This window comes from Kribbella speibonae (assembly GCF_004331375.1).
GTDB classification, from domain to species: Bacteria; Actinomycetota; Actinomycetes; order Propionibacteriales; family Kribbellaceae; genus Kribbella; species Kribbella sindirgiensis.
This window is the reverse complement of sequence record NZ_SJKC01000003.1, coordinates 1,355,872-1,372,848: the sequence shown is the minus strand read 5'-3', so window position 1 is coordinate 1,372,848 and position 16,977 is coordinate 1,355,872. Positions and strand designations below refer to the sequence as shown.

The window sequence follows — 16,977 nt, the reverse complement described above, 5'->3', positions numbered from 1 at the left end:
GGGCGACCAAGGCCCGGAAGAAGGTTGCTAGGAAGGCGTCGACCGGCGGGGCAGAGCCTGGATGGCCAGCCATGCGGTGGCTCGCAATTGGGGGTCGTCCAGGGAACCGCCGATGGTGGTTTCGATTGCGGACAGGCGGTTGCGGGCGGTGTTGCGATGGATTCCCAGATCGTCGGCGACCTTGAGGACCGCGCCATGATGACGGAGGAACGACCGCAGCGTGGTCAGTTGCACGAGATCCAGGCCGCCGAGGAGTGAGGAGGCGAACGCAGCCGCGGTCTCAGGTGCGATCAGGGTCAGGAGGCCCTCGCCGAGAATGCCTTCCCACGGGACGTACGGCACGGCTTCCGTCGCCTGTGTAAGCGCGATGCCAGCGGTGTAGTGGCTTGTTCGAGCGTCCGCCAGAGTGGTGGTCTCGCCGAGACCGACCAGCAGGCCGGACCCCACCAGTTGCCGGGCAACGCGCTCCGCGCGATCTGCCGGAGCTGCGGCACTGAGCTCGGCATCGCCCGCTGTGACGACGCCGAGCGAGTCCAGCTGGGATCGTGCGTCGTCGAGTTGCTGGACCGTGCCGGCAGCTCGAATCATCCGGATCGTCGCAGCAAGACGCGATCCGGCAGGCTCAATCTCGAGGAGCAACTGAGCCGTGCCAGGGTCCCCCTCGACCAGCGACTGCAGAACCTTGGCGTGGAGGAGCCGCCGGGACTCGGTTCGACTGCGTTCTTGCTGGGCGATGAGACTGAGCAGGGCGGCCGCTGTGGTCACGGCACTACGTGATCCGTCGGTCGGTGGTCCGGGGACGAGTGCGGCGAGGTACGCCGAGGGACGTCCAGTGAGTCCGAGCGGTTGAACGGCGACGCCGGCGACGGATGCTGCCGCGCGTAACCCATGGCGCCTGATGCGCTCGATCTCCACGACGATCTGATCAATCGGTAGGGACTCGGGTCCGAACGGACCGGCCAGCACTTCGCCGGTGGTGGACAAGGTACATGCCGCGCCGGACAAGAGTCGCGCCAGCGTGTTCAGGATCGAGACAGTGGGATCAGGACGTGTCGCCGCCGCAGTCAGCCGCCGCTGGAGTTCGAAGCCGGCCCGGCTGGCTTTGGCTTCCGATTCCTCGAGCAATTGCGCGGTCTGCCGGCTGATCGCGACGAACGTGGTTCCGCGCGGCACTTCGATCAGGTTGAGTCCATGCCGCTCGCAGGCGGTCACCAGGCTTCGAGGAGGTCTGGCGTGGGTCAGACCAGTACCGATTCCGAGCGCCGCGACACAAACCTCCACGAGTCGCCCGACGTACGCGTCCCACTCAGAGCGCCAGCCCTTGGTTTCGAGACCGGTGGTGAGCAGGAGCTCTGATCCCTCCAGGAACGGTCCGGGGTCCAGCAGCTCACTGGTTGCCACCCACCGCACTGGCTCGTGCGGCGCCGGTAGATGGAGTGCGGTCAGCCGCAGTTGGTGCTGATCGAGGACGTCCGCCATGGTGACCACAATGCACATCGTAGCCAGGATCGATTGTGCATTGCTGCCCTATCACGGCAGGTACAGACTCTCCTAGCGTCACCGCCATGACCGTAGTAGGCGGGCCGACACTGCCCCAGGAACGACGTCTGATCACACCGATCCCCGGACCCGCCTCACAGGCGATCCATGCGCGAAAACTGAGTGCCGTGGCGCGAGGCGTCGGCACGATGTTGCCGGTGTACGTCGTCGCGGCGGGTGGCGGTGTACTGGTCGATGCCGACGGCAACTCCTTGATCGACTTCGGCTCCGGGATCGCGGTCAGCACTGTCGGCAACAGCGCACCAGGCGTCGTGTCCGCGGTCACCGATCAGGTCCACGCCTTCACCCACACCTGCTTCATGATCACGCCATACGACGGTTACATCGCCGTCGCCGAGATGCTCAACCGGATCACACCGGGTGCGCACGAGAAACGGACTGCTCTGTTCAACTCCGGCGCCGAGGCGGTGGAGAACGCGGTGAAGATCGCCCGCGCCTTCACTCGCAAACCGGCCGTTGTCGCCTTCGACCACGCCTACCACGGCCGGACGAATCTGACGATGGCGATGACGGCCAAGAGCGCGCCGTACAAGAGCGGCTTCGGGCCGCTGGCTCCGGAAATCTACCGAGCCCCCTTGTCCTATCCGTTCCGCGACGGTGGCCTTGACGGTGTGTCCGCGGCCCGCAGGGCGATCGACGTGATCGACAAGCAGGTCGGCGCGGACAACCTGGCCGCTCTCGTCGTCGAACCCATCCAGGGCGAAGGCGGGTTCATCGTCCCGGCCACCGGTTTCCTGCCGACGTTGCTCGACTGGTGCCGCGCGAACGACGTCGTCTTCGTCGCTGACGAGGTCCAGACTGGTTTCGCGCGTACCGGCACCATGTTCGCCTGCGATCACGAGGGACTTGTGCCCGATCTGATCGTCACGGCCAAGGGCATCGCCGGCGGCCTCCCCCTCTCGGCCGTGACCGGCCGCGCCGCGATCATGGAGGCACCTCAGGCTGGTGGCCTCGGCGGAACCTACGGCGGCAATCCGCTCGCGTGTGCGGCCGCTCTCGCCGTCGTCGACACCATCGAGCGCGACAGCTTGGCCGATCGGGCCGATGCCATCGGTAAGACGATGTTCGAGCAACTGTCGGTTCTGCGAGCGGAGGACGACCGGATCGGTGACGTCCGAGGCCGCGGCGCCATGATCGCGCTCGAACTGGTATCGCCGGGAACCACCGATCCTGACGCCAACCTGACCAAACGTGTCGCGGCGGCAGCGCACTCCCGCGGCCTTGTCGTGCTGACCTGCGGAACCTACGGCAACGTACTGCGCTTCCTGCCGCCCCTGTCCATGCCCGACCACCTTCTGCACGAGGGGCTCGAGGTACTGGCCGAGATCTTCCGGGAGATCCGATGACCATCCAGACGCTGATCGCCGATCTCGACCTCGCCATCAACAGCGGTAGCTCACGCCACGCGACCTTCCAGGTTTACGACCCAGCCACGCGCAATGCGATCGCCGAGGTTCCGAACGCAAGGGCGCTCGACGCGACTGCCGCAGTCAGCGCGGCCGCCGCAGCATTTCCGGAGTGGTCCGCTGCGGCGCCGCGGCAACGATCCGAAATCCTGCGGCGCTGCTTCGAACTCCTGGTCCAGCAATCCGACGAGCTGACCGCACTCATCTGCGCGGAAAACGGCAAGCCCCAGTCCGACGCACGAGCGGAGGTCACCTACGCCGCCGAGTTCTTCCGTTGGTACGCCGAGGAAGCGGTGCGCACCGACGGTTCGTACGGCACGGCTCCCGCAGGAGCTGCGCACACGGTTGTCACACACAAGCCGGTCGGTGTTGCGGCACTTGTCACGCCGTGGAACTTCCCCGCCGCGATGGCGACCCGCAAGATCGCCCCCGCCCTCGCGGCCGGCTGCACAGTCGTGCTCAAGCCTGCCGCAGAGACACCGTTGACGGCCATCGCGATCGCGCGCCTGCTCGCCAAGGCCGGTGTGCCGGACGGGGTCGTGAACCTCGTCCCGACCACGGACGCAGCCGGCATCGTCAGTACCTGGCTCGCCGACAGCAGAGTTCGCAAGATCTCCTTCACCGGATCCTCGGCAGTCGGGCGCAGGTTGCTCGCGCAGGCGGCCGGCCGAGTCGTGAACGCCAGCATGGAGCTCGGCGGGAACGCGCCCTTCGTCGTCACTTCCGACGCAGACATCAGGGCAGCCGTACAAGGCGCGATGATCGCGAAGTTCCGCGGTGGTGGCCAAGCCTGCACCGCAGCGAACCGCTTCTATGTCCATGCCGCCGTCTCGGACGAATTCGTGGCGCGTTTCGGCGCGGCCATCCAATCGCTCCGGGTCGGTCCCGCCTCCGATCCCGCATCCCAGGTCGGGCCGATGATCACGGCGAAGGCGGCCGACGACGTCCGTGCCCTCGTCGCAGGCAGCGTCGCCGAAGGCGCCGTCATCAGCCATCAGGCGCCGGCACCGGCCGACAGCTGGTACGTCGCTCCAACTCTATTGACCCATGTCCCGCCGAACGCTCGGATCCTGACCGAGGAGATCTTCGGGCCGGTCGCCCCAGTCGTTGCCTGGGACAACGAGGGCGATCTGCTCCACCAGCTCAACGACACCGAGTACGGCCTGGCGGCGTACGTCTACGCAGGACGGCTCCAGGACGCGCTCCGGATCGCGGCGGCCACCGAAGCCGGCATGGTCGGAATCAACCGCGGACTTATCTCCGACCCGTCCGCACCATTCGGTGGCGTGAAGCAAAGCGGCCTCGGCCGCGAAGGCGCCCGCGACGGCCTCCGCGAGTTCCAGGAAACGCAGTACTTCAGCATCGACTCGATGTGACCGGAGCGGGTCGCTGGTCACGACCTGTGTGCCTCCGCGGCAGGTGGACGTTGCACAACGCATGGATGGCCTGGTCGTTCACCACGCGGGTGCGGGACCGGATCGCCGCGGCGGACCGGCGGCAGGTCGAACACCTGGCGTCGTTCCATGACCACCTCCGGCGCACCTACCCAAGTCCTCGCCGCACCCCTCGCACCGGCCCGGCTCGCGCCCCAACGTCTCGTCCAGATTGGCGACCTGCGCTAGCGTCGACCCCGGATGCCCCTGCTGCCCGCCCGTCTTACGCCCGCTTGCCGCGCAACGAGCGCGGCGCGGGCTTGACGAACAGCGAATCCGACGACGGCGGCTTCGACGAGTTCCGCGAGTTCTGCCCCAACTGCCGCCGCAACTCGGCGACCTCGACCTCAAGCTGCGCGATCCACTTAGCCTGCGCCGCGACCAGAGCAGCAAGCTCCTCATACGACGGACGCGAACCAGCGAAGACTGCACCATGATCAACAGCCCGCCGCGGAGATCAACCAGGCGCGCAGAAGACCTGACCATTCACAACGTCGTGGCCTCGGTACTGATGCATGTGCCGCTCCAGCCCGGTCCTTTAACTTACGGCGGAAGGACGGTTTGACGCGAGACGAATACACCTAGGGTTCATGCATTTTTCGAGAGCCCCGTCATTGGGACCGCCCTTCGAACACACTTGCCGGATCCGACGTGCTGCCTGACAATCTCGTGAGGCACAGCCGGGATTTGAGTACGGAAGCCCGAAATTGGGCTAGATCGTAGACCCCGCTTCGGCGCCGCGCAAGACACGCGTGCCATTGACTTCGACTCCGACCGCAGGCCGACGTCTTCGCCGGCGTCGAGCTCCGGTGGGTGCCGATCAAGCGAACGCGATCGCGGCACAGAGCACGGACGGAGTCTTGTGCTCCTACCGCCGGGACGCTAGCGTCACCGTATCGGTACCCAGTACCGGAAATCGGAGATAGGAGGACCTCAATGCCGAGTCCGATCACCGTCGACTACGTCATCATCGGAAGTGGGGCCGGGGGAATCAATTTCGCCGACACTGTCGTCAGCGATAGCAACTACACCGCGGTGGTAATCGACCAGTACGACGCGCCCGGGGGCCACTGGAACATCTCGTATCCATTCGTACGGCTCCATGCCCCGTCGATCACCTACGGTGTGAACTCGCGTGCGATGCCCAGCGATTCTGGGCAGTGGCAGGCCATGTTGGCTTCGAGGCACGAGATCCTCGACTACTTCACGAAGGTGATGCGAGACACCCTGCTACCGTCCGGGCGCGTCCAGTACTTCCCGCGTCACGTAGCGGACGAGTCGGCCGGTTCGATGACGGTGCGCGCGCGCTCCCTGCTCACCGGCGAGGTCACCGAGTTCGTCGCTCGTCGGCGGGTCGTCGACTCGACGTACGCGCAGATCAGGGTGCCCGCAATGGGCCTGCGGAACTACGAGGTCGGCCCCAGCGCCAAGGTCATCCCTGTCGGCGAGCTCGTGGAGGCGGAGACCCCGGAGCGCTACACCGTCATCGGTGCTGGCAAGACGGCGATGGATGCCTGTCTGTATCTGCTCGACCGCGGCGTGCCGAGCGATCGAATTCAGTGGATCATGTCGCGTGCGGTCTGGATGCTCAATCGCGCCTCGGTGGAACAGGGAGACCCAACGATGATTCCAAAGATGGACGGGATTCAGAGCGTCACCGAATTCCTGGACTTCGCAGAGGGGGTCGGAATGATCGGGCGCCTGTATCCGGACGAATATCCCGAGGGCTTCCGTTGCGCGACCGTATCGCCGGAAGAGATGATCCAGCTCCGCAGCATCACCGATGTGGTCCGGCTCGGACGAGTGCGGGCCATCGATTCGACATGGGCCGAACTCGATCGCGGTCGGATCCCGTCGTCGCCGGACACGCTCTACATCGACTGCTCGTCTGAGGGCATCGGCCCCCGACCGTTGCGTCCGATCTACACTGCAGGCCGGGTCACGGTGCAGACCGTCATCACCTGCCTGCTCCCGATCGCTGGCGCTATCGCCGCCAAGTTGGACTTCGAGGACGATCTCGACGACCAGGCGCGCAACGAACTCGCCCAGCCGGTCATCGTGCCGTACACGTCCGCCGACACGCTCGACTTCTGGGCGAACCGTGCCGATCTCCTGGCCCGTTGGTCGGTGAACCCCCTCCTGAGCGAGTGGCTTCCCAGCACGCGGCTCGGCGTTGTCCTTCCGGGGCTGGCCGAGGCGAGCAACCCTGAGTTCAATGCGGTGAGTGCTCGCGTTGCTGCCAATCTGCGGCAGCTCCAGCACGAGGCCGCACTTGAGGTCGCATGAGCGTCAACGCGGACCTGCAACAGCAGGAAGAACTGGTGCACCCGTTCCAGATCGCGATCGCTGACAGCGTCCTCGAGGACCTCTCGGTGCGACTGACGGGAACTCGTTGGGCTGTGACCGACGACGCGGACAGCTGGTCAGATGGAGTTTCGCTGGCGCATCTCGAGGATCTCGTCGGGTTCTGGCAGCGTGACTATGACTGGCGCGAGGAAGAGACGCGGTTGAACGCGTACCCGCAGTTTCTCACGGAAATCGACGGGGACGACATTCACTTCGTGTGGCTGCGAGCGAAGAACGGCGCAAGCGATTTGCTGCCGATCGTGCTCTCCCACGGGTGGCCAGGATCATTCAGCGAGTTCCTCGAGGTCGGCGAGCTGCTGGCAACTCGAGGCCATGATGTCGTGATCCCGAGCCTTCCGGGATTTGGGTTTCCTGGGCCGTCAAAGCAGCGCTGGGATATCGTCAAGACCGCCACAGCGTGGGCGACTTTGATGAAGCGCCTAGGATACTCGAGGTACGTCGCCCACGGCTGCGATATCGGTGCATTGGTGTCACATGTCCTGGGGCTCATCGATGCGGCGCACGTCGCTGGTATTCACGTGACTTCGATCGTTGGCGGCATCCCAGATGTCAGTGGACGCAGGACTGACGACCTGACCACCAAGACCGAGATACAGATGCATCGGTACATTACCGATCTCAGCGCCTACGCGTTCCTGCACACGACCAGGCCGCTGTCGATCGGACATGCGCTCGCCGATTCTCCGACTGGTCTGCTCTCATGGATCGCCGAACGCTTCCACGACTGGACCGCCGCGTCGCAGACAGGTGTCGAGACCGTCGACCGTACGGCTCTCATCACCAACACGATGATCTACTGGCTCAACAACACCTTGGGCTCCTCTGTGACCTTCTACAAGTCCAGCCACCTGTTCGGCGGTGATTATCCAGCGCCCCCGGTATCGACGACGCCGGCGGCAGTGTCAGTATTCGCCTACGACTATCTGATCAGCGACCGTCAGCTTGCGGAGCAATACAACCAGATCGTCCAATGGACGGAGCATGGTGAAGGCGGACACTTCCCTGCACTGGAGGTGCCGCACCTGCTCGCTGACGACATCGCGAACGCCGCCGCGAAGGTGTATTGATCTCAGGCTGAGTGAGGTGTCACCGGGTGCGCGTCAGCACAACTGAAGCGCCGACTGTTCGGCACTCCGGCTGTTGCAGATTGCCGCACGCCTGGGCAACTACGTTGCCCGCTGTTTCGAGGCGTGGTCGGACCGGAACAGCGGGCGCCGCCCTGCACTTGACTTCTTCCAGCGCAGGTCTTAGAGGCCTCTGATCGCTGTCTAGCCAGGGGCATCGATCTGCACGGTCAATGGGCCCTATTTAATAGACGCCGTCAGCGGCTGCCCGGTCAAACGACGCGCGAGAGCGTTGGGGGTTCAATCCCACGTATTGAAGAGCGTCGTCGACCAATACCACATGAAATCTCTGACGCCGCTAGTGTCCTGAGTCAATAATTCGGTGTTAGTCGGTATGCTCCAGTGATGCCGAGCCCGAAGGTTTATCCTGTGGTGTTTTGTCCGACGAGGAGCGGTCGGTGCTGGCCGGGTGCACTCGGCGTCGGAAAACGTCGCAGGCGTTGGCGTTGCAGCGGTCCAGGATCGTGCTGCGGTGTGCTGAGGGCGGGACGATCGGTGAGGTCGCTGAGGCTGTCGGGGCGTCGCGGAACATGGTGTCGAGGTGGCGTTCGCGGTTCTTGGCCGATCGGCTGGACGGGTTGTCGGACGAGGCGCAGCCGGGCCGACCTCTGGTGATCGGTAACGAGCATGTCGAGCAGGTGATCACCAAGACGCTGGAATCGAAGCCGCCCAAGGGTGATACGCAGTGGTCGACCCGGTCGATGGCGACCGCGACGGGGATGTCGCAGAGCGCGGTGTCGCGGATCTGGCGGGCGTTCGGGCTGAAGCCGCACCTGATCGAGACGTGGAAGGTGTCGACCGATCTGCTGTTCGTGGACAAGGTCCGCGACGTGGTCGGGCTCTACATGTCCCCGCCCGAGAACGCGCTGGTACTCGCGGTGGACGAGAAATCCCAGATGCAGGCGATCGACCGGACCGCTCCGATCCTGCCGATCATGCCCACCACCCCGGCGCGGACGACCCACGACTACGTACGCCACGGCACCACCAGCCGTTCGCCACGTTCGACCTGGCCAGCGGCTCGGTGATCGCGCAGCTTTACCGCCGGCACCGGCACCAGGAATTCCTGCGGTTCCTGAAACTGACGACTCCGCGGTCCCGAACGACCTGGACCTGCACCTGGTCCTGGACAACTACGCCTCCCACAAAACCCCGAAGGTGAAGGAGTGGCTCACCCGCCACCCCAGGCTCCACCTGCACTTCACCCCAACCAGTTCATCATGGCTCAACCTGGTCGAGCGCTGGTTCGCCGAACCCACCAACCGCAAACTCCGCCGCTCCGCCCACCGCAGCGTCACCGAACTCGAAGCCGACGTCCGCCAATGGATCAACGAATGGACCGCCGACCCCAAACCGTTCGTCTGGACCAAAACCGCAGACCAGATCCTCGACACCCTCGCCGCATACTGCACCCGAATTGACGACTCACGACACTAGTGGGAGCGGGCGGACGGGGGATTTGAATTCCGCTCGACCACAGTCGAGGGGAGAAGCCGCCGCGATGCTCGGCCCGACGAACGATGATATTGCGGCCCCTGCATTGATGGCAGTCGCACGAGCGGTGCGCCTGCGTCTACAAGGTTGGGCCGACTCGCTCTGGCCCGGTGTGGCGAGTGGGCCCTGACCGGCTCGTTCGCCGTCAGCGAGTCTCCGCGCCCGGGCCACGCTCGACCGGGCGCGGGCGGCATGCCGCCATGCGAGTGCGGCGCGGATCGACTTCGGCTAGTGGCCGAGTGTCGCTGTCCAGTTCTGGCCCTCCTTGAGCGCGGCGTCGAGGCGTTCGGAGGTGAGTCGCGCATCCGCAAGATGACGAGTGCTGAACGTCCTGTCTGAGGCGATGACGCCCCCGGTCGGTGGTCGATGGTGCGGACCCGGGGCGCCCAAACAGCGCGGCGGCGGCGCGAGACCGTGCAGTCCCCGGCGAACATCGCTGCTGTCCCGTCGGCCATCAACTCACTCCTCGCCGAATCCGCGTCCGCCCGAGACCCTGAGCGATTGGGGCACCCGATCTCGATCGAAGGTCGGAGCGGAAGCCCTCATGTCGGACATTGCAGCCGGGATAGCCGGCATGTACAGTCAAATCAGTTTTCGGCACGGAGTACCGAAAACTGGTTCAACGAAGAACGGTTCGGACGACGAAGATGACGTGTGCAAGCGCGCCCCCAGGGCCCGTTCGCCGCTACATCTTCCGTCGGTCGGCGTCGAGAAAGGCGAGATCGATGACAATGCGCGCTCTGGAAGTCGTGGCGGACAGGCACTCCTTTGCGGTGGCGGAACAACCCGTGCCCGACCCAGGTCCCGGGCAGCTCCGGGTCAAGGTCGAGTATTGCGGGATCTGCGGCAGCGACCTTCACATGCTGGCGGAGTTCCCGACGTCCGGGGCGACGTTCGGCCATGAGTTCGTCGGCATCATCGACGCTCTGGGACCCGGCGTCGACCAGTTCTCGACGGGAGAGCGTGTCACCGCGGTGCCGGCTCTCGGGTGCGGTCACTGCGTCTGGTGTGTTTCCGGCGAACCGTCGCACTGTGCACAGTTCTCCGTGATTGGCGCGCCCAGCGGAGGCGCGTTCGCCGAGTACGTCATCGTCCAGGCCCTGTTCACTGTCCGGGTGCCGGAGGGGGTGAGCCCTCGTGCGGCCGCGGTCACGGAACCCCTCGCGGTCGGCTTGCGGGCCGTGGAAGCCTCCAACCTGGTGCCAGGCGATGACGTGGTCGTCTTCGGCGCGGGCCCGATCGGGATCGCGATCGCGATCTGGCTGCGTCAGCAGGGCGTTGGCCGCATTCTCGTCAGCGACCCGGTTGCTTCGCGCCGGCGCCTGGCGCTCGAGTTCGGAGCGACGGCGGTCGTCGACCCGCTGAATGAGACGCTTGCGGCGAGCGCGCAGGCGCTTTTCGGCGGGTTGCCGAGCGTCGTGATCGAGGCGGCGGGCCGGCCCGGCATGCTCGCGTCCGCGATCGACCTAGTCGCCCCTCACGGCCGGATCGTCCTCGCCGGTATGCACAGCGCGGACGAGGTGTTTCAGCGCATCCCGGCCATGATCAAGGAGCCCGTCGTCCAGTTCCCCCAGTTTTCCACAGTCGCAGGCTTCCAGCACACGCTGCGCATTCTGGCCCGGGGCGATTTCGATGCCGAGAAGCTCGTGACCCATGTGGTCGATTTCGGGAGCGCAGGCGAGTTCGCCCACCGGCTGCTCCAGCCAAACGATTTTGGGAAGGTCCTGGTCGATCCCAGCAAGAAGGAGGCAAAGTGATGGCTGATCGTGAAGAGGTCGAGCGTCTGAAGGACCTGGCGCTTCAGATGCGCAAGGATGTGCTGCGCCTGGCGCGTAACGCGGGCGGTCCCGTACATGTCGGCGGCGACTTCTCGCTGTCGGAGATCATGACGGTGCTGTTTCAGCACTTTCTGCGGATCGATGCAGGCAAACCCGAGTGGCCGGATCGTGACCGGTTCATTCTCAGCAAGGGCCACGGCGCCGGCACGCTGTATTTCTCCCTGGCGCGCAAGGGGTACTTCGACATCGAGGACGTCTTCGGCACCTACGGGAAGCTGGGAACGGACTTCGGAATGCATCCCTGCAAGGCCCACGCTCCCGGTGTCGAGACGTCGACCGGATCGCTCGGACACGGCCTCGCCGTCGCCGTGGGCATGGCGCTGGGCGGCAGGCTCGACGGGGGCACGCATCGAGTGGTCACCGTACTCGGAGACGGGGAGATGAACGAGGGGTCGGTCTGGGAGGCGGTCATGGCCGCCCCGCAGTTCAAACTCGGCAACCTCGTCGCCATCGTCGACAAGAACGAACTGTCCCTCGACGGGCACCTCGACGACGTCATGAAGATCAACCCTCTCGACGAGAAATTCGCCGCCTTCGGCTGGAACGTGATCGAGCTGGACGGACACGACGTGGCTGCCCTGATCGACGCCCTCGACAACCTGCCTCCGGTCGCCGCCGACCGTCCCACCGCCATCGTCGCGAAGACCGTCAAGGGCAAAGGCATCGATTTCATGGAAGACAAGATCGCCTGGCACGCCGGCATCCTCGACGACGAAATGTACGAGGCGTGCCTGAAGCAACTGGACGAGAAGCGCGAGGCAGAAAGGAATGACGCATGGCTGGTTCACTGAATGTCGAGGACATGCTGAAGCTCAACCCCCGGGATGTCTACGGTCGCAAATTGACCGAACTCGGGGAAACGGACGAGCGTATCGTCGTGGTCACGGCCGACTTGGCCAAGTCCAACAAGCTGCTCGATTTCCGCGACCGGTTCCCGGACCGGTTCTTCAACGTGGGCATCGCCGAACAGAACCTGATGGGGGTCGCCGCGGGGCTCGCGCTCGAAGGAAAGATCCCGGTCGCCTCGACGTTCGCGGCGTTCGCGTCGATGCGCGCACACGAACAGGTCAGAAGCGACATCGGCTACGTCGACCTTCCGGTGAAGATCCTCGCGACGACCAGCGGGCTGACGGCCGGCATCATGGGCCCGACGCACCAGGGCAACGAAGACATCGCGGTCATGCGGACCATTCCCAACATGACCGTGCTGGCCCCCAGCGATCCGCTGCAAGTGTCGGAGTTCATCGAGCTTGCGATCGGGCTGCCCGGACCGGTGTACATCCGCGTCGGCCGCGGCGAAGACCCGGTGCTCTACGGCGAGGACCAAAAGATCGAGATCGGAAAAGCGATCGTCGCCCGTGAAGGCACCGACGTCTCCATCGTCGCCTGCGGCACCATGATGAAGGACGCCATCCAGGCACACGAACAGCTGGCATCGGAAGGCGTCTCCGCGCGGGTTCTGGACTTTCACACTGTGAAGCCCCTCGATCGGGACGCGATCATCGCCGCAGCACGGGAGACGGGAACCATCGTCACCGTCGAAGACCACTTCGTCACCGGCGGGCTCGGTTCCGCCGTCGCCGAAGTCGTCGCCGAGGAGGGACTGGGGGCACGAGTTCGCCGGCTCGGCGTGCCGGATGTCTTCGCGGAGGTCGGGGTGCCCGACGAGCTCTACCGCCACTACGGGTACGACGCTGCCGGGATCGTCGCGACCGTGCGTGACCTGATCTTGCCAGCACGGCGCCGCTGACTCGGACTCGTGCCACGGGGTGCCGCAGGACCCCAGTTTCGCGGCGGCGCCTCATTCAACTGTGCCCTCATCGCCCCGAGCTTGGAGTACTCATGCGGATCGGGTTGCTGACATCCGGCGGCGACTGCCCCGGTCTCAATGCCGTCATCAGAGCATCCGTGCTGGAAGGCATCATCAACCACGGCGACGAGTTCGTGGGATTCCGGGACGGGTGGCGCGGGCTGGTCGAGCAGGACGTGATTCCGCTAGGCCGGCACGACGTTCGCGGCCTGTCCCGTCAGGGCGGCACCATCCTGGGCAGCTCCCGCACCAACCCGTTCGACGGTCCGCACGGGGGCGCGGCGAACATCAGAAACACACTCAAGCGGCTCGGTGTCGACGCGGTGATCGCCATCGGAGGGGAAGGGACGCTGACGGCCGCGAGCCGCTTGACCGACAAAGGACTGCCGATCGTCGGCGTGCCCAAAACGATCGACAACGACATCTCCGGGACGGACTACTCGTTCGGCTTCGACACGGCCGTGGAGATCGCCACGGACGCGATCGACCGGCTCCGCACGACTGCCGAGTCGCACAAACGCTGCATGGTCCTCGAGGTCATGGGCCGTCACGTTGGATGGATTGCCCTGTACTCCGGCATCGCGGGCGGCGCGCACGGAATCCTCATCCCCTCGCAGCAACGATCGCTCGATGACGTGTGCGGGTGGGTCGAAAGCGTGCGTCGCCGCGGCCGCGCGCCCGTTGTGGTCGTATCCGAAGGATTCACGCTCGACAGCATGGAGGAGCCCCATTCCCACAAGGGACTCGACGCTTTCGACCGTCCTCGCCTCGGCGGAATCGGTGACATCATCGCCGCGCAGATCGAACGCAGGACCGGGGTGGAGTCGCGGGCGGTCGCGCTTGGCCACCTGCAGCGCGGAGGCGCGCCCACAGCTCGTGACCGAGTCCTCGCGACCCGACTTGGGATGGCGGCCGTGGCAAACGTCCACGCCCGCGGCTGGGGATCGATGGTGGCCGTCCGAGGACTGGACATCGTCTCGGTCCCGATCGCGGAGGCGATCGCCGAGCTACAACGAGTACCGGCTGCGCGGTACGAAGAAGCCGAGAGGCTATTCGGCTGACTCGGCAGTTACGCGTCACCCGCTAACGGCGGGGCCGCGACGCAGCAAGGGAGGAACGCATGACGACGACATATCGCATCATGGGGTATCCATCCGACCGGACTAGCTGGGTTAGCCTCGTGATGTGACTGTGCCCCGGTTGCGGGCTGGCGTGCACTACCCCAGGTCGGTCGGGGAGCTCCAGTCCTGGTTCCGCACGGATGAGGATTGCCTGGACCACCTGGCGTGGCTGCGGTGGCCGGACGGGTTCGTCTGTCCGCGCTGTGGTTCGCCGGGCGGGTGGGCGACAGCAGACGGCCGCTACAAGTGTGGGGCGTGTGGCGCTCGAACCTCGGTGACGGCAGGCACGTTGTTCGACCGTCGCCGGACGCCGCTGACGGTGTGGTGCACCGCGTGCTGGATGTTCGCCGCGCAGAAGGATGGCGTCTCCGCGCAGAGTCTGCTGCGGGGCCCTGGAGATCGGCTCGTACCGGACCGCGTGGGCGATGCTGCACCGGCTGCGCGGCGGGCGGGCCAGAGGCAAGAAAGCCCTGGTCGGCGTGGCGGGCGAGCTCACAGAACCCCCGTGGATACGGGCGTTGCCGCATGAAGATCCTGACCGACACCTCCGCCGCCACGCTGCAGCCATTCGTCACCGAGCACGTCGAGCCGGGATCGACGCTCATCACCGACGGGTGGCAAGGCTATGCCGGCATCGACAGGCTGGGCTACCTCCACGACCGCCGCAGCCAACGGGCCGCTCGCGCCCGCGGCGAGGATCCTGGTGCGCTGCTGCCCGGCGTACACAGCGTGGCAGCATCGGGGTTTCGAACTTCACCGCCGACCACCTCGACCGTCTCATCGCTTAGCCGGATGCAATAAGGTCGCCCGGGCGTTGGCCTGCTTTCGGCAGGCCGTGCTAGGGCTGCGGTGGTTTCGCCAGGGCGCCGATATCACCACGCTGGGCCGCGATCACGGCGTCTCACGGGCGACGGCCTACCGCTACGTGGACCAGGTGATCGAGGTACTGGCTGCGCAGGCGCCGGACCTGCACGAGGCGCTGCTGCGTGCCAAAGAGGAGGGCCTGGCCTAGATAATCCTCGACGGGAAAGTGTTCTCCGCCGACAGGTACGGCGAGAAGACCGTCAGCACCAAGGGCTGATCGACCTGTGGTACTCCGGCAACGCCCAGGAGCACGGCAGCAACATCCAAGCCCTGTCGGCACCCGGTGGGTTCCCATTGTGGTCGCCAACGTCGAACCCGGCTCCACCCACGACCTGACCGCCGCCCGCGAACACGTCCTCGGCGCCCTGCATTGGGCGGCGTCCCGGCTCGATCTGCCCAGACTGGCCGACGGCGGCTACGACGGCGCCGGCATCGGCATGCACACCCCCGATCAAACAACCCACCGACGGACGGAAACTCCACGCCGACAACCGCACTTACAACGCACTGCTGCGCGGGCTACACGCCCCAGGAGAACGCGGCTTCGCCGTGCTCACCGGGCGCTGGCGCACCCTGAACCACATCACCGCCAGACCCCGAAAATTGGCAAGACCGTCAAAGCCGCGCTCGTTCTCACGCAGATCGAACACGGCCACCTCACATGATCTTGTTGAGATCACCTCGATCCCCTGCCGTCAATCAAATCGAGCTGCATCCGTACTTCACACAGAACTCGATGACCGCGGTGAACTCGGCGCGCGGGATCGTGACAGAGGCATGGTCACCGCTGGGCGGCATCCATTCCTGGGGATCCGAGCAACCGACCGAATCTCCCTTGTCCGATCCGGCTACTGCAGAGATCGCAACTCATCATGGCAGGAGTCCTGTACGGATCGTCTTGAGCTGGCATCGCCAACATGGCCGGATCGTGATTCCAAAGTCGAGCGGTGACGCCCGAATTCGGGAAAACTTCGCAGTTGGCGACTTCAGTCTGTCGTGATGAGGACGTTCATCTCATTGATGGGCTTGACAGGGGAGTCCGACTCAGGCTGGATCCAGACACCCGTCACCCCTAGCGCCCCTGGCCTACGCCATCTCCTCCAGCGCTGCACCATTGAGCTGGACGGACCCGTCGATGATCGCCGTTGGCACGACCATCGGTCCGAGTTGCCGGACGCCAGCATCGGCGGCTTGATTGAGCAAGGCAACGGGGCGGCCTCCATGAACCTCGACAGTCTGCACCGCCGCCTTGAGTAGCCCGTGGAGATCCAACCTAGGGTCAGTCACCCATAAGTGGATCGCTGCGGCCAGAGCTCCGACGAAGGAGTATCCGATGGCTTCGGGCAGGATGAGAGTGTCGCCGCGCGTGAAACGTGAGCGAAGGTAGTCGGCTAGTACCTGCGCCGTACCCAACGAGTGCGCTGCCGCTTCCTTGAACAGTTCGACATTGTTCTCCAGTAGATGGTCACGGGTGCGTAAGAACTCCACATCGTCTTCGGTATAGACGATGCTGTCGACCAACGCTGCCCGAACAACGTCCATCGGGTCGTCATCAGGGTGAGCCTGCGCTAGCGCAGGTCTTAGTCGTTCTCGGGCGGCCCGGAAGTCATACCAGACAACGCTCGATTTCGAGCGGAAGTACCGAAAATATGACGTGCGACCTATGCCTGCTGACTCGGCGATGTCGTCGATGGATGTCTGTGTGTAACCGCGAGTATCAAAGAGGCGGACTGCTACCCGCTGGATCTCGAGCGGGGTTGTCGCTGTCGGGCGCCCGCGCCGCCGCGACGTGGGCTCGCCCTTGGCGGGTTTGCGCAGTCGTTGCTTGTCCATGCACCAATGCTAGCGCCCCCTAAAGCTACCCCCTGCTGAGCAGGGGGTTTGTTGTTTTTCGGGGGTGGGGTTCTGGCTACTTCAGGTTGAGTGGGATGGGTGTGGAGGAGTTCGAAGGCGCGTCGTT

At 65.2% G+C, this 16,977-nt stretch carries 14 protein-coding genes and 3 pseudogenes; 14 read left to right on the top strand and 3 right to left on the bottom strand.

What is annotated here, in order from left to right; translation table 11 throughout:
* Positions 1–27: 27 nt before the first annotated feature.
* Positions 28–1,479, bottom strand: a complete 1,452-nt coding sequence (locus tag E0H92_RS27715; protein WP_238173633.1) for a PucR family transcriptional regulator — start codon at positions 1,477–1,479, stop codon at positions 28–30.
* An 86-nt stretch (positions 1,480–1,565) separates the two neighbouring features.
* On the opposite strand from E0H92_RS27715, the gene gabT reads away from it, so the two are divergent.
* Together gabT and E0H92_RS27705 are read left to right on the top strand one after the other, a co-directional pair.
* The gene (gene gabT / locus E0H92_RS27710) at positions 1,566–2,906 is read left to right on the top strand and encodes a 4-aminobutyrate--2-oxoglutarate transaminase (RefSeq protein WP_131498247.1); all 1,341 of its coding nucleotides are present in this window, start codon (positions 1,566–1,568) and stop codon (positions 2,904–2,906) included.
* Positions 2,903–4,342, top strand: coding sequence for an NAD-dependent succinate-semialdehyde dehydrogenase (locus E0H92_RS27705; RefSeq protein ID WP_131498246.1), 1,440 nt, complete (start codon positions 2,903–2,905; stop codon positions 4,340–4,342). Before gabT ends, E0H92_RS27705 begins: the two co-directional genes overlap by 4 nt.
* Before the next feature lie 233 nt (positions 4,343–4,575).
* Here E0H92_RS27705 and E0H92_RS45260 read toward each other — a convergent pair.
* Positions 4,576–4,760: pseudogene (locus tag E0H92_RS45260) on the bottom strand (DUF6444 domain-containing protein); the annotation flags it as partial.
* Between the two features lie 575 nt (positions 4,761–5,335).
* On the opposite strand from E0H92_RS45260, the gene E0H92_RS27700 reads away from it, so the two are divergent.
* The 12 genes and pseudogenes from E0H92_RS27700 to E0H92_RS45805 all read left to right on the top strand — a co-directional run bounded on the left by E0H92_RS27700 (position 5,336) and on the right by E0H92_RS45805 (position 16,017).
* A complete protein-coding gene (locus E0H92_RS27700; RefSeq protein ID WP_131498245.1) occupies positions 5,336–6,685 on the top strand; it encodes an NAD(P)/FAD-dependent oxidoreductase in 1,350 nt (449 codons plus the stop codon).
* Positions 6,682–7,833: an epoxide hydrolase family protein gene (locus E0H92_RS27695; protein ID WP_131498244.1), complete on the top strand. Its 1,152-nt coding sequence runs from the start codon at positions 6,682–6,684 to the stop codon at positions 7,831–7,833. Before E0H92_RS27700 ends, E0H92_RS27695 begins: the two co-directional genes overlap by 4 nt.
* Positions 7,834–8,267: 434 nt before the next feature.
* Positions 8,268–9,327 (top strand): annotated as a pseudogene (locus E0H92_RS27690) (IS630 family transposase).
* 782 nt (positions 9,328–10,109) lie between these two features.
* A complete protein-coding gene (locus E0H92_RS27685; protein WP_165550050.1) occupies positions 10,110–11,141 on the top strand; it encodes a zinc-dependent alcohol dehydrogenase in 1,032 nt (343 codons plus the stop codon).
* Positions 11,141–12,013, top strand: a complete 873-nt coding sequence (locus tag E0H92_RS27680) for a transketolase (RefSeq protein ID WP_131498242.1) — start codon at positions 11,141–11,143, stop codon at positions 12,011–12,013. Before E0H92_RS27685 ends, E0H92_RS27680 begins: the two co-directional genes overlap by 1 nt.
* Positions 11,998–12,972 (top strand): transketolase family protein, encoded by a 975-nt coding sequence (locus tag E0H92_RS27675; protein ID WP_202873849.1) that lies wholly within the window; start codon positions 11,998–12,000, stop codon positions 12,970–12,972. The genes E0H92_RS27680 and E0H92_RS27675 overlap by 16 nt, the downstream gene beginning before the upstream one ends.
* Positions 12,973–13,064: 92 nt before the next feature.
* Positions 13,065–14,093, top strand: a complete 1,029-nt coding sequence (locus tag E0H92_RS27670) for a 6-phosphofructokinase (RefSeq protein WP_131498241.1) — start codon at positions 13,065–13,067, stop codon at positions 14,091–14,093.
* A 124-nt stretch (positions 14,094–14,217) separates the two neighbouring features.
* A pseudogene (locus E0H92_RS45810) lies at positions 14,218–14,406 on the top strand (transposase); the annotation flags it as partial.
* Complete coding sequence (locus tag E0H92_RS45575; RefSeq protein WP_338068876.1) at positions 14,319–14,954, top strand: transposase; 636 nt, start codon at positions 14,319–14,321, stop codon at positions 14,952–14,954. The pseudogene E0H92_RS45810 and the gene E0H92_RS45575, both read left to right, overlap by 88 nt.
* Positions 14,955–14,967: 13 nt before the next feature.
* A complete protein-coding gene (locus E0H92_RS44775) occupies positions 14,968–15,165 on the top strand; it encodes a hypothetical protein (protein ID WP_202873848.1) in 198 nt (65 codons plus the stop codon).
* A gap of 148 nt (positions 15,166–15,313) precedes the next feature.
* Positions 15,314–15,682 carry a hypothetical protein gene (locus E0H92_RS44770; RefSeq protein ID WP_202873847.1) on the top strand — a complete coding sequence of 123 codons (369 nt, stop codon included), beginning with the start codon at positions 15,314–15,316 and terminating at the stop codon, positions 15,680–15,682.
* Positions 15,679–16,017, top strand: coding sequence for an aldo/keto reductase (locus E0H92_RS45805; RefSeq protein WP_131498238.1), 339 nt, complete (start codon positions 15,679–15,681; stop codon positions 16,015–16,017). Before E0H92_RS44770 ends, E0H92_RS45805 begins: the two co-directional genes overlap by 4 nt.
* Before the next feature lie 86 nt (positions 16,018–16,103).
* On the opposite strand, the gene E0H92_RS27645 is transcribed toward E0H92_RS45805, so the two are convergent.
* Positions 16,104–16,850 carry a TetR/AcrR family transcriptional regulator gene (locus E0H92_RS27645; protein WP_131498237.1) on the bottom strand — a complete coding sequence of 249 codons (747 nt, stop codon included), beginning with the start codon at positions 16,848–16,850 and terminating at the stop codon, positions 16,104–16,106.
* Positions 16,851–16,977 lie beyond the last annotated feature (127 nt).